14 protein-coding genes (1 of these 14 running past the window's edge) are annotated in these 12,882 nt (G+C 55.5%); 12 read left to right on the top strand and 2 right to left on the bottom strand.

The features are described from left to right. Positions 1 to 46 precede the first annotated feature (46 nt). From MYS68_RS24075 to MYS68_RS24055, 5 genes are all read left to right on the top strand, one after another. The gene (locus tag MYS68_RS24075; protein ID WP_248928275.1) at positions 47 to 424 is read left to right on the top strand and encodes an ATPase; all 378 of its coding nucleotides are present in this window, start codon (positions 47 to 49) and stop codon (positions 422 to 424) included. A 136-nt stretch (positions 425 to 560) separates the two neighbouring features. Beyond that, a complete protein-coding gene (gene gatC / locus MYS68_RS24070) occupies positions 561 to 848 on the top strand; it encodes an Asp-tRNA(Asn)/Glu-tRNA(Gln) amidotransferase subunit GatC (RefSeq protein ID WP_248928274.1) in 288 nt (95 codons plus the stop codon). A 76-nt stretch (positions 849 to 924) separates the two neighbouring features. Continuing rightward, the gene (gatA, locus tag MYS68_RS24065; protein ID WP_248928273.1) at positions 925 to 2,379 is read left to right on the top strand and encodes an Asp-tRNA(Asn)/Glu-tRNA(Gln) amidotransferase subunit GatA; all 1,455 of its coding nucleotides are present in this window, start codon (positions 925 to 927) and stop codon (positions 2,377 to 2,379) included. A gap of 30 nt (positions 2,380 to 2,409) precedes the next feature. Beyond that, on the top strand, positions 2,410 to 3,855 hold the full coding sequence (gene gatB / locus MYS68_RS24060; protein ID WP_248928272.1) for an Asp-tRNA(Asn)/Glu-tRNA(Gln) amidotransferase subunit GatB: 1,446 nt from the start codon (positions 2,410 to 2,412) through the stop codon (positions 3,853 to 3,855). 81 nt (positions 3,856 to 3,936) lie between these two features. Continuing rightward, positions 3,937 to 4,422, top strand: coding sequence for a GNAT family N-acetyltransferase (locus MYS68_RS24055; RefSeq protein WP_248928271.1), 486 nt, complete (start codon positions 3,937 to 3,939; stop codon positions 4,420 to 4,422). 18 nt (positions 4,423 to 4,440) lie between these two features. Here the strand turns inward: MYS68_RS24055 and MYS68_RS24050 are convergent, their stop codons facing one another. Next, the gene (locus tag MYS68_RS24050) at positions 4,441 to 6,138 is read right to left on the bottom strand and encodes a hypothetical protein (RefSeq protein ID WP_248928270.1); all 1,698 of its coding nucleotides are present in this window, start codon (positions 6,136 to 6,138) and stop codon (positions 4,441 to 4,443) included. A 152-nt stretch (positions 6,139 to 6,290) separates the two neighbouring features. Here MYS68_RS24050 and MYS68_RS24045 point away from each other — a divergent pair, with 152 nt between their 5' ends. The 6 genes from MYS68_RS24045 (at position 6,291) to MYS68_RS24020 (ending at position 11,596) form a co-directional block, all read left to right on the top strand. Further along, positions 6,291 to 6,920, top strand: a complete 630-nt coding sequence (locus MYS68_RS24045; RefSeq protein WP_248928269.1) for an RNA polymerase sigma factor — start codon at positions 6,291 to 6,293, stop codon at positions 6,918 to 6,920. Next, complete coding sequence (locus MYS68_RS24040; protein WP_248931159.1) at positions 6,871 to 7,305, top strand: anti-sigma factor family protein; 435 nt, start codon at positions 6,871 to 6,873, stop codon at positions 7,303 to 7,305. Before MYS68_RS24045 ends, MYS68_RS24040 begins: the two co-directional genes overlap by 50 nt. A 33-nt stretch (positions 7,306 to 7,338) precedes the next feature. Then, complete coding sequence (locus tag MYS68_RS24035; RefSeq protein WP_248928268.1) at positions 7,339 to 7,962, top strand: TM2 domain-containing protein; 624 nt, start codon at positions 7,339 to 7,341, stop codon at positions 7,960 to 7,962. Positions 7,963 to 7,992: 30 nt separating this feature from the next. After that, on the top strand, positions 7,993 to 9,234 hold the full coding sequence (locus MYS68_RS24030; RefSeq protein WP_248928267.1) for a DUF4097 family beta strand repeat-containing protein: 1,242 nt from the start codon (positions 7,993 to 7,995) through the stop codon (positions 9,232 to 9,234). A 70-nt stretch (positions 9,235 to 9,304) separates the two neighbouring features. Further along, complete coding sequence (gene perR, locus MYS68_RS24025) at positions 9,305 to 9,739, top strand: peroxide-responsive transcriptional repressor PerR (protein WP_248928266.1); 435 nt, start codon at positions 9,305 to 9,307, stop codon at positions 9,737 to 9,739. A gap of 117 nt (positions 9,740 to 9,856) precedes the next feature. Next, positions 9,857 to 11,596: a glycosyl hydrolase family 18 protein gene (locus MYS68_RS24020; RefSeq protein WP_248928265.1), complete on the top strand. Its 1,740-nt coding sequence runs from the start codon at positions 9,857 to 9,859 to the stop codon at positions 11,594 to 11,596. 77 nt (positions 11,597 to 11,673) lie between these two features. On the opposite strand, the gene MYS68_RS24015 is transcribed toward MYS68_RS24020, so the two are convergent. After that, complete coding sequence (locus tag MYS68_RS24015) at positions 11,674 to 12,048, bottom strand: DUF2614 family zinc ribbon-containing protein (protein ID WP_248928264.1); 375 nt, start codon at positions 12,046 to 12,048, stop codon at positions 11,674 to 11,676. Between the two features lie 120 nt (positions 12,049 to 12,168). Between MYS68_RS24015 and MYS68_RS24010 the strand changes: the two genes are divergently transcribed. Continuing rightward, positions 12,169 to 12,882: the 5' portion of a nucleotidyltransferase-like protein gene (locus tag MYS68_RS24010; RefSeq protein ID WP_248928263.1), read on the top strand. 156 nt of this gene lie beyond the right edge of the window; 714 of the gene's 870 nt are visible here — the first part of the coding sequence; it begins with the start codon at positions 12,169 to 12,171; its stop codon lies off the right edge, out of view.

Below are 12,882 nucleotides of genomic sequence, written 5' to 3'. Positions count from 1 at the left end.
CGAAACAACCTTTGCGGTGATTCATCTTGGGAAGGGGGAAGAGCGGATGCTCAAGTTAGGTCAGAAAGTGTATATCGTCTCCGACAGCTTCGAGCAAAATCTGCCTGTCGGCGATTACGGATATATCATTGCCTACGACCGCAACGCCGACAACGTATTCGATTACGTGATCCGCGTGCCGAAAGCGGGCAAACATTTTTATGTGCCTGCGGCCGATATAGAGCTGGAGGAAGTGCTGATCCAGCAGGAAGTGGACCGCCTTGAGAAGGAAGCGCTGATCGATTTTGCTTTGAGAACCAAAAACGAGGAGCTGTTCCGCCGCATCATGAACGGGGAAAAGATCGCTCCGGGCGAAGAAAGCAGCAAGGAAGTGCAATCGTCGCAGGATTTTATCCGGCAGGTTAATTTGAAAGCTTGGATTTGATCGCCATTCCACGAAAACGCCGTTCCGCGAAGGAACGGCTCTTTTTTTGCGCGGGTTCAAAAGCCAGGCGATTGAGTTCCCCGTTCGGTTTAATATATAATGAAAAGATGATTGTATCAGGAAGGAAGGGATTTACTTGAGTATTACGATCAAGGATGTCGAACATGTGGCCAATTTGGCCCGTTTGGAGCTTACCGACGACGAGAAGCAGCAGTTCACGGAGCAGCTCAATGCGATTTTGAAATATGCGGAGCAGTTGAACAAGCTGGACACCGATCATGTAGAGCCGACGAGCCACGTCATGCCGCTTTTCAACGTGATGCGCGAGGACGAAGTAAGGCCTTCCCTGCCGCTCGATAAAGTGATGCAAAATGCCCCGGACGAAGAGGACGGACAAATCAAAGTGCCAGCGGTGCTGGAATAGCGAATAGCGTTGCGGATGTTTATGAAGCTTGCTTCCGGGGATTTCCCGGGCAAAAAACTTGAAGGAGGACGCCGTTTTGTCTTTATTCGATTTGAAATTGCAAGAAATACATAACCGCCTTCACGGCAAAGAATTGACCGTAACGGACCTTGTGGACGAAGCGCTGCGCAGAATCGGCCAGGTGGACGGCAAAGTGAAGGCGTTTTTGACTTTGGACGAGGAGCGGGCCCGCAGCGCCGCGCAGCAGCTGGACAAGCAGTCCGGCGGAGATGTCAAAGGGCTGCTGTTCGGCCTGCCGATCGGGATCAAGGACAACATCGTGACGGAAGGGCTCACCACCACGTGCGCGAGCCAGTTCCTGAAAAATTTCAATCCCATCTACGACGCCACCGTGGTGAAAAAGCTGAAGGACGCGCAGGCCGTCACGATCGGGAAGCTGAACATGGACGAATTCGCGATGGGCGGCTCGAACGAAAACTCAAGCTTCCATCCGACGCATAACCCGTGGAACCTGGACTACGTGCCCGGCGGTTCCAGCGGCGGCTCGGCGGCGGCGGTGGCGGCCGGCGAAGTGTACTTCTCGCTCGGCTCCGACACCGGCGGCTCGATCCGCCAGCCTGCCTCGTATTGCGGCATCGTCGGTATGAAGCCGACGTACGGCCTCGTTTCGCGCTTCGGCCTCGTCGCCTTCGCGTCGTCGCTCGATCAGATCGGACCGCTGACGAAAAACGTCGAAGATTGCGCCTATTTGCTGCAGGCGATCGCCGGCTACGATCCGATGGATTCGACCTCGGCCAAGGTGGACATCCCGGATTACGTCAGCGCGCTGACCGGAGACGTGAAAGGGCTTCGCGTCGCCGTGCCGAAGGAATACCTCGGCCAAGGCATCGATCCGAAGGTAAAGGACGCCGTGCAGACCGCGCTGAAAGTGCTGGAAGCTCAAGGCGCGATCGTCGAGGAAGTATCGATGCCGCATTCCGAATACGCCGTCGCGACATATTATTTGCTCGCTTCGTCGGAAGCGTCCTCGAACCTGGCGCGGTTTGACGGCGTACGATACGGCGTGCGTGCGGAAAATCCGGCCAATCTGCTCGACCTGTACCACAAGTCGCGCAGCCAGGGCTTCGGGCCGGAAGTGAAGCGCCGCATCATGCTCGGCACGTACGCGCTCAGCTCCGGCTATTACGACGCATACTACTTGAAAGCGCAAAAGGTGCGCACGCTCATCAAGCAGGATTTCGACAATGTCTTTGCCAAATACGACGTCATCGTCGGTCCGACCGCGCCGACACCGGCGTTCAAAATCGGCTCGCAGACGAAAGATCCGCTGACGATGTACCTGAACGATATTTTGACGATTCCGGTCAACCTCGCCGGAGTGCCGGCCATCAGCGTACCGTGCGGTTTTGCGGACGGCATGCCGGTGGGTCTGCAAATCATCGGCAAACCTTTGGATGAATCGACCGTGCTGCGCGCGGCTCACGCCTACGAGCAGAACACGGATTTCCATAAGCAGCGTCCGGCGCTGTAAGACGCTAAAAAACTGTTAGGAGTGTTCCGCATGTCAGCGACACAAACGAAATACGAAACGGTGATCGGCCTTGAGGTGCACGTGGAGCTGCACACGAAGTCGAAAATCTTTTGCGGCTGCTCGACCGAATTCGGGGCGCCGCCGAATACCCATACGTGCCCGGTGTGCCTCGGCTACCCGGGCGTGCTCCCGGTGCTCAACCGGCAGGCGGTCGAGTACGCGATGAAAGCGGCGATGGCGCTTAACTGTCAAATTGCGACAGAGAGCAAATTCGACCGGAAAAACTACTTTTACCCCGATTCGCCCAAGGCGTATCAAATCTCGCAATACGACAAGCCGATCGGCGAGCACGGCTGGATCGACATCGAAGTAGACGGCGAAACGAAGCGGATCGGCATCACCCGCGTGCATCTGGAGGAAGACGCGGGCAAGCTGACGCACGTCGACGGCGGCTACGCGTCGCTCGTCGATTTCAACCGCGTCGGCACGCCGCTGATCGAAATCGTCTCCGAGCCGGACATCCGCACGCCGGAGGAAGCGAAGGCGTACCTCGAGAAGCTGCGCGCCATCATGCTCTACTGCGACGTCTCCGACGTCAAGATGGAGGAAGGCTCGCTGCGCTGCGACGCCAACATCAGCCTGCGTCCGTACGGGCAGAAGGAGTTCGGCACGAAGGCCGAGCTGAAAAACATGAACTCGTTCCGCGGCGTGCAGCGCGGCCTCGAATACGAGCAGTGGCGCCAGGCCGACGTGCTGGACAGCGGCGGCAAAGTCGTGCAGGAGACACGCCGCTGGGACGAAGCGCAGGGCAAGACGTTCTCGATGCGCGGCAAGGAGCAGGCGCACGACTACCGCTACTTCCCGGACCCGGACCTCGTCCGGCTGCACATCGACGACGAGTGGAAGGACCGCGTCCGAGCCTCCATCCCGGAGCTGCCGGATGCGCGCAAAGCCCGCTACGTGAGCGAGCTCGGTCTGCCGAGCTACGATGCCGAAGTCATTACCGCTTCGATGAAACTGGCGAACTTTTTTGAGGAAAGCCTGAATTATACGAAGGACGCGAAAGCGGCCGCCAACTGGATCATGGGCGACCTGCTCGGCTACCTGAACGCGAACAATCTCGAGCTGGATGAAGTGAAAATTAGCGGCAAAGGGCTCGGCGAGATGATCGGGCTGATCGAGAAAGGCACGATCAGCAGCAAAATCGCCAAAACCGTGTTCAAAACGATGCTCGAAACCGGCAAGGAGCCGCAGAAGATCGTAGAAGAACAAGGCCTCGTGCAGATCAGCGACGAAGGCGCCATCGCGGCGATCGTCGATCAGGTGATCGCGAACAACCCGCAGTCCGTCGCCGATTTCCAGGCGGGCAAAGACAAAGCGATCGGCTTCCTCGTCGGTCAGGTCATGAAGGAGTCCAAAGGCAAAGCGAACCCGGGGCTCGTCAACAAACTGATCATGGAGAAGTTGAAACGATAATGTGATACAATGAGTGGTACATCGCTTCCTCATTTTGGAAGAAGGTGTGCCACTTTATTTATCCACGAAAGGGAGAGGCTTTTGCTCATCCGGCCGATAGATGTAAGCGACCATACTGCGGTGCTGGAACTGCTCACGCTGCAGATCAAATCGTACGAAGTGGAGGCGAAGCTGATCGGCTTCTGCGAAATTCCGCCGCTTACGGATTCGATCCAAACGATTCAGAAGTCCAAGGAGACGTTTATCGGCTGTTACGAGGACGGCGCGCTGATCGGAGCGGCGGCGTATGACGTTTCTGCAGAACAAGCCGCCATCACCCGCATGATGGTGCATCCGGAGCATTTCCGCCGCGGCGTCGCGACCGGGCTTTTGGAAGAGATCGAGCGGCGCATCCCGCCGGGCATGCCTATCGAAGTGTCGACGGGAACGCGGAACGTGCCGGCCATGGAGCTGTATATGAAACACGGGTACGTGCCGGAGGGCGAAGTGCTTATTGCCAGGGGCATCACGGTGACGATGTTGACCAAAGAAAGAGGCGCCCGCCGGCAGGCTGACGAGCGCCCTTAAGCCATTTTGAAACGGCCGTTAAATACGATATTGTTCAAACGTTACGGGGCTGCCTTGAATCGTCCGTTCCCGGCGAATCAATCGGCAGCCTTTGTCGCTGTCATGCTGCACCGCAAGCCCGAGAAAAAGTTCCGCTCCGCGAAGCGTCGTATGGTTCACCGTCAATTCCGTCAGCGGCTTGTCTGCCGCAGCAAACGTATGGAATAGAGGCGCCCGGCTCATCCAACGGTCGCGGAGCTGCTGCAGCGAGGCGATCCCGAGCGTCCGGGCTTCCTCCCGACTGAGCGCCTCCATCACCACGCCATGGATTGCCCCTTCGCTCCGAACGGATACCCGGTCCGGCTTCTGTTCCGTCCACGCTGGCTGCATCGTGCTGTAGGCAATGTATACATCGCCGATCAGGCCGAAGCCTGCGGATGACTCGAACACCCATTCGCCGGGCGGCAAGCAGCCGACGATCCGGTTATCGGCTTCGGAAGGCAGCGCGTACAGTGCGACCGCCGTGCTTTGATGCAGCAGCACTTCGCCGAAGTCGCTGGCGTGCCGGTCGTCGCCTTCTTTATATTTTTTGCCGGGATGGAAAAAGTAAGCCTGATTGACCCCCGAGGTCACCGTCGTAAGCGGGAGCGAAATATCCCAGCGGTGCTGCTCGTTGTCGAATTCCTCGCGCCGTTCATACATGCCGCCGGCGGCATACGACGGAGTGATGAACGTATAGCTGTGGACTTCCTCGATGTCCTTGCCTTCCGCGTCCGTGATGAGGATCGTTCGGCGGAGCTCGGTTTCGCCGCTGCGGTTTACGGCTTTGTTCTTAACATATTCCGGAATTTGATATGCATAAAGCCCTGCCCCCTCCAAGCGGGGGATGTCCACGGGTTCGGGAAAGTCTCCGAACTGGATGTAATCCATCAGCGTATTGTTGTCCCGCGGCGCATCGTGCGGCCATTCACGGGAATGGGGGCCCGCCCAGATGCCTTTCAGGTAATAGTCCGCCCGCAGCTCCCACAAATAAACGAGCATTTCCTCCGCGACCGCCCTTGCTCCGGTATCATCCACGACCTCCCATACGCATGTGAACGCCTGGATCCAATGCCAGTGCCACGGCAGAGAGCCGTACTCCTTAAAGCCGTAACGCCGGACGTGCGCAAGCATCCGCCTGGCGCAATCGATGCCTTCGCTCAGCAGCTCCCGGTCGTCGAACAGATGGCCGAGCAGCATTTTGAGCGCCGTATGCTTCGCCTCATGATGGTTCATCTGCTGCAGCGGCTTGCGGTACACTTCGCTTTGGTATATATGCGTCAGGGCGAGGCTGAGATCGCTTTTCAGCTGGGGCGGCAGTTCCCTGCCGTACCGGGAGTAGAACAAAGCGACCAGGCAGCCCATCAGCTCCACCGGCAGCGCATTGGGCTTTGCGGCGGCCGGATCTTCGCCCAGATTGAGCGGCCAATGGCCGTACATCGGACTTTGCGGATTTTGATCCTGAAGCGCCATCACCTTGGAGATGACGCCGGCCGCCAAATCCATCGCGTTCGCTTCATCCCCGGTTCCTTCCTCTTGACGGACATCGAGACTATGTACGAACAAATGAACCGCCAAATAAAAATTATCCCTTAAATCCGCATGAAACCAGAAGCCGCTGTCCCGCCGCGGAAGCTCCGCGGCTTTGCGGGCAGCGAGCCGCCGGATATCGGCGCGGCGCGTTTCGAAGCTGCTCATCGAAAAGCCACCTTTCCTCATTCTTGTCTTCGCTACCCCTTAGTCTAGGCGAGAAGCTGCGAAAGGACAAGGCCCCGAATCTTTTTTTGCCAGATCTGCAGCAAATGTTAAAATAATTGAAGGGGAAGCGGTGAATCGGAACGTCATAGGAGATGAACAAACAAAAAGGCGGTGAAGCCATGGAGCGGCCCACGGACGAAGAGCTGGTCGCCCGTATCCGTCAAGGCCATGACGATGCTTATCGCGCGCTGGTGGAGCGTCATCAAAATTATATATTCACGCTTATTTACCGGCAGGTGGAGCACCGGGAAACCGCCGAAGATTTGATGCAGGAAGTATTTATCAAGCTGTACCGTTCCTTGTTTCATTTTCGGGGCGACGCGAAATTTACGACGTGGCTCTACAGACTCACCCTTAATCTCGTGGCGGATTACCGCAGAGCCCGCAAAAGAAGGCCGCTCGAATCGCTTCTGGATGTGGTCAGGGAATGGTTTTCCGACGAGCGCGAGCAGCCGGAGCAGATGTCCCTTCACAGGGAAGAGCGCGATGCCGTTCAGCGGATCGTGGCCGAACTGCCGGAGAAATACCGGCTGATTGTCGGGTTGTATCATTTTCAGCAGCTGTCGTATCGGGAAATTGCGCAAATTACCGGATTGCCCGTGAAAACGGTGGAAACCCGGCTGTACCGGGGCAAAGCGATGCTGAAGCAAAAATGGCTGGAGGTGAACGGCAATGTGGATGAAGCACCTGAACGATCTGCAGCTGCAACGGTTTCAGAATAGCCGCTGCACCCCGCAGGAAGCGACCCGCATTCGCAAGCATCTTCGCCGCTGCGACGTCTGCCGCCGCGAGCTGATGGCTTACGCCGAGCTGAACCGGGCGCTTGCCGCGCAGCCTCTTATGGCCGCTCCCGCACATACGGCGGAGCGGGTGATGGCTGCGCTGCGGTCGAATCCGGCATCTTCGTCCGCGGCCCCGCGTCCGCGGCTTAAGCTCGGAGTCGAACTCGCCAACGGCTGTGTGGCCGCCGCGGCGACATATTTGTTTATATCGACGGGAGTTTGGTCGAAAATCGTATCGATCGACGCCGTGAAGCTCGGTGCGGACGTACATATACGGACCCTGGAGCTGGTTAAGATCGTGGAAACATGGGCGCGGCTGATCTAACGTATAATTTCAACGAAGCTGGAGGATCTGATTATGGTAGAAGACAAACAACAGGCGAACTTTCAGGACGACCGGGAGGACGAGTTTTTGCGGGAACGGCTGCGAAAATGGAACGGTCCGGTCCGCGATCCTTTTTATGAAATGATGGGAACGCGGTCCCGGAAAAGCAAGCTGATCGCCGGGCTGCTGTCCTTTCTCGTCCCCGGAACCGGGCAGTTTTATCTCGGGCAAATGCAGCGGGGCATTACGATCATGCTGCTCCTGATCGTCGATATTTTCGCGATCGTCACTTTTTCGACCAGCAGCAAGGAAATCATACCGCTTATCGTGCTGTTTTCGCTGCTGATCCCGGTTATTTATTTTTACAACATTTTCGATGCGCTGCAGCAGGCCGACAAAATCAACCATCGCCCGCTGGGCTTCGGTCCCGAACCGTTTTATAGCGAGGCCGGCGACGCGCGCGATCCGCTCGGCAGGCTGGCCAAAGGCAGCTACCTCGGCTATTTGCTGGTCGCTGTCGGCGTGCTTTTGTTTCTTGTCGGAGCCAAGCCGGCCTGGCTGGAGAAGCTGCTGGACCTCGTCGGTTCCTCCGTCGGAGCCATCCTGCTTATAGGCATCGGAGTTTATTTATTTTTTCGGGAGTCGCGAAACAAATAAACGGGCACTTGCAAAGGAGCAAGATTCATCATGCACAAAGTGGGGAGATTTACTGCGGCTGTTATGCTGATCTGCGTTGGGTTGGCCGTGATCGCGGACAAAAGCACCGGCTCTCATTTTACCCAACTGGCTCTGCAGTGGTGGCCGGTCCTGCTGATCCTGCTCGGGGTGGAGCTGGTGCTGTACAACTTTAGACATGCCAACGCCGATAAGCCGCTCAGGCTTGATGTCGGGGGCATCCTGCTTGCGCTTATCCTTTCGGCAGTCGTTATGGGAGGCTCGCAGGCAACGCAGTTTTATGAAAAGTGGATGAGCTTTGACGGCGTACTCTCGTACGCGGACGAATCCGGCTACAAATTCGAGAAGGCCGCAGTGAGCATTCCGCTTGATGCCGATACGGAGAAGCTGTTCGTCGAAAACCCTTCGGGCTCGGTCAGCGTCAAAGCCGGACCGGTGGAACAGGTGCAAGTGGAAGCGGTCGTATGGGTCGATAAAGTCGGTCAGGACGAGGCGGCAACCATCGCGGAGCAATCCGGCGTCGAATGGGATACGTCGCGGTCCGTTTTAAGCATCAAAGCTCAAGGCAAGGAATACGGGGAAAAAGGGCTTTTTTCCAGGAGAAAGCCGCGGGTCAATCTGACCGTCATCTTACCCGCGAAGCAAAAGGTGGATGTCGAGCTGAAGCTCACGAACGGCAAGGCGGAGGCGGCTCAGCTGCCCATACGCGAGGAATTGTCCGTGAGGACGACGAACGGCGAAATCGCAGTGACGGATTTGTCGGGAAACGTCAGTCTGTCCACAACGAACGGCCAAATCGTCGCCTCCAAAATCGGAGGATACGCAGATTTGGAAACCACTAACGGCTCGGTCGCCTTGAAAGAGATTCAAGGGAACGTCGAGGCGAAAACGACCAACGGCGAGGTGCAGGCCGATCATGTGAACGGCAGTCTTACCGTAAAGACGACAAACGGTACCGTTACCGTCACCGAAGCGACGGGACAACTCGAGATCCAAACCAACAACGGTTCGATCCGGGCCCAGAGCCGTAAGGTCGGCGGGGACTGGGAGCTCAAGGCATCGCATGGGGCGATCGATTTGGCGCTGCCGGCAAACGCCGACATGGAGGTTGACGGCGAGGGCCGGCTGACGGATGTCAGAAGCGACTTTCCTTTGAATATCAGCAAGGACTCCGTCAGCGGCCGCATTGGCAAAGGCACGTATGAACTTAAGCTGGACACGGCAGGGCCTGTCGTTATTCGCAAGCTGGATTGACAAAATTGCCTCCATAAACGTAGAATAGAAGGATAAGCATAACATTTATGATAACGTGGCGGTGATTTGCATGGAACTCCGATTGGAGCAAGCGTTGACTAAATTGAAAAGCACCGGTGTACGCATGACCCCTCAGAGACATGCGATACTTGCCTATTTGATCGATACGATGTCCCATCCGACGGCGGATGAAATCTATAAAGCGCTGGAGCCGCGTTTTCCGAGCATGAGCGTGGCAACCGTGTACAACAATCTCAAGGTGTTTATTGAAGCGGGACTCGTCCGCGAAATGAATTACGGCGATCAATCGAGCCGTTTCGATGCCGATATGTCCGAGCACTACCACGCCCATTGCGAGCGCTGCGGGAAGATGGTCGACTTCGATTATCCGCCGCTGGAAGCTGCGGAGAAGGCGGCGGCCGAGCAAACCGGGTTTACGGTGCACGGGCATCGTCTTGAAATTTACGGCATTTGCCCGGATTGTGCGGACATTACGAGGCATTAAGGCAGCATGGCATGAAATCATGTATAATGAACGTATTCGGGCGTTTGGAAAGCTCCGGATACGTTTTTTTGTTGCTTTTATTCTATCAATCTAGCAAATAAATCCAGGAGTGAAGCTATGGAACCGATCCCATCGGCAAGGCCAACGCGCAGAAGAACCGGCCTTGTACTGTTTTTGCTCATCATTACCGTACTGCTCTTAGCTGCTTGCTGCACCTATTACTGGATACGCTTCGTTCCTTCGACGAAACATGAAAAGCCCGATTTCCGCGGCTTGACCCGGCCGATTTTTTACCAAGGAAAAATGTTCGACCTGCCGGCCGCCGGGCAGAAAGAAACGCTGAAGCTGCCTTTGACGCTGGTGAAAAACGAAATCGATCCCAACATCCGGTACGAGCAGGCCAGCGAATCGACTATCATTACCACGCAGGACAAGGTCGTCCGCCTGAAAACAAGCGAGCTGACGGCGACCGTCAACGAGAAACCGTTTACCTTGTCATTCCCGACGGAAAAAGTGGAAGGCGAGATCTATTTGCCGATCGCGCCGCTGCAGCAATTATATCAAATTCGGTTAAAAGAGTCGGAATCGACGGGCACCGTTATTTTGCAAAAGCAAGGCGATGTCATTCAATGGGGCAAAGCCGTAGCGCCGTCCGGCAAACCGGACGCGACCGTGGCGCTGCGGAAAGAGCCTTCGATCAAAGCTCCGGTATACGAAGACGTGAAGCGGGACGCCCCTGTAATGATCTGGTCCGAGGAAATGGGCTGGTATTTCGTACAGCTCGAAAACGGGTATACCGGTTATATGGAGAAACGCCACGTCACGCTTGACCGGGTTGAGACGATACCGCGCCAGGAGCCGCAAAACGAGTTTATCCCGTGGAAGCCCGTCGGCGGCAAAATCAACTTGACTTGGGAACAGGTCATTACCAAAAACCCGGATACGCAAAAAATCGGCCCGATGCCGGGGCTGAATGTCATCAGCCCGACATGGTTTCATCTGATCGACGGTCAGGGGAATCTGAAAAACCTGGCTGACGCGTCATACGTCAAATGGGCCCACAGCCGGAACTATCAGGTTTGGGCGCTGTTTAGCAACGGTTTCGATCCGAAGATCACGACCGAAGCTCTGTCGACCTACGACCGCCGGATGAAGATAATCAAGCAGCTGCTCAGCTACGCCCAGCTTTACTCGCTGCAGGGCATCAACATCGATTTCGAAAACGTTTCGCTTTCCGACAAGGACGAGCTCGTCCAATTCGTCCGCGAGATGACGCCGCTTTTACACGAGCAAAGCCTGGTCGTTTCGATGGACGTTACGGTGAAGTCGAACAACGAGAACTGGTCGATGTTTCTTGATCGCAAGGCGCTGATCGAATCGCTGGACTATATGATGGTCATGGCGTACGACGAGCATTGGGCGTCAAGCCCGAAGGCCGGCTCCGTCGCCTCTCTGCCCTGGGTCGACAAATCGATAGCCCAACTGTTGAAAGAGGATGACATTCCGCCATCCAAGCTGGTCCTCGGTGTCCCTTATTATACCCGCGTATGGACGGAAGAAACCAAGGACGGTAAAACGACGGTGAAATCCGATACGCTGATCATGGATACGGTGCAGAGGATGATCAAAGAGAAGAAGCTCACGCCTGTCTATCAGGAAGAAACCGGGCAAAATTACGTCCAATACAAGGAAGGCAGCAAGACGATGAAAATATGGATTGAGGATGAGACATCCATGAAAGCGCGCATGGAGATCGTCAAAAAATACGATTTGGCCGGCGTTGCTTCGTGGAAAAGAGGATTGGAGTCGTCAAATATGTGGCCGCTGATCGAAGATGCTTTGAGCAAACGGCCCTAACCGTTAAAAAAGCTTACTTTCCCGAATTGCGGGATAAGTAAGCTTTTTCTATTGCAGGCATGTATTGACGGTCCGTCTCAACGATGGGCATTCGGCGCTTCGGTGCCGCTTTGGTTTTGGCCGGACGGAGCGTGCTTCGGGTCCATCGACAAAATCGTTTTGCAAAACATGCAGCGGTCCGTTTTTCCGAGCATCTTGGTTGGTTTGCCGCACTCCGGGCATTCCACGACAACCGCGCTAGTCGACATCATGCCGGCCATAAAATATATGGCCATGCTGCCCAGCATGCTAATAGCTCCGATCAGCATGCAGATGACGGCGATAATGCGCCCGGCCTGCCCCCAATCAAACACGATGCCGGCCAGGCCGACTATCATCAGCAGCATGCCGCCCATGGTCAGCAGCAGCCCCCATAAACGGAATTCATTTACTTTGCTCGACTTTAACCGCACTTTCAGGTCACTTCTTTCCATAAAGTAAAATTGTGCATTTCGTCACATTTTCCGGCAGGAAACGAACGGAATTTGTAGAATTGAATAGTTGCAAGTCAATTTGAACGGAGGTCTTCAGCGATGGATTCTATCATAGAACAGATGGCAGAAAGGGCAAGGACGAACCATGACGTGATCAGTCTTGCGGCGGTTCGCAATCCTTCCTCGCATTCCACGCTGACAGACGGCTACGATTTGCTGTTCCTGGTCGTCGCGAACCGGGCCGAATCCGGAAGCAGGCTCTTTCATTATATAAAAGACAACCAGCGTATACAAGAAAGATGGATCGATCCGGAAACTTTGGAGCATGGGATACTGCACGGCCAAAACCGCAACTTTATTCATTGGATTTTAAAAGGGGAGATCGTTTTGGACCGGAACACGTATTTGGAGGGCTTGCGTCACCGCCTTCTCGAGTTTCCGCCCGAATTGCGGGAGCTCAGATTGCTCATCGAGTTTTCCAGCTTTTTGCGCTGTTATACGCAGAGCAGGGAGCATATTTTGGAGGATCAACTGCTTGATGCTTACAACGATATTTTGGAGACGCTGCGCCATTGGGCCCGAATCGTCATCATCGAAGAGGGGATCCATCCGGAAGTGACGGTCTGGAAGCAGGTCAAAGCGATCAATCCCGGAGTCTATAAGCTTTACGAAGAGCTGACACTCAGCACGGAAACATTAAAGCAGCGGATTCAGCTTGTATTGCTGGCCAGCGAATTTTCCGTCATGTCCAAGATGGAAAAATGCTGCAAATCGCTGCTCGATATTTTAAAAAGCCGTCCGGAAGCCTGGAGT

Origin of the sequence: Paenibacillus hamazuiensis (assembly GCF_023276405.1) — a bacterium.
Lineage (GTDB): Bacteria > Bacillota > Bacilli > Paenibacillales > NBRC-103111 > Paenibacillus_AF > Paenibacillus_AF hamazuiensis.
Note: the sequence above shows the minus strand (reverse complement) of the source record. Positions and strands in the feature narration are given on the sequence as shown.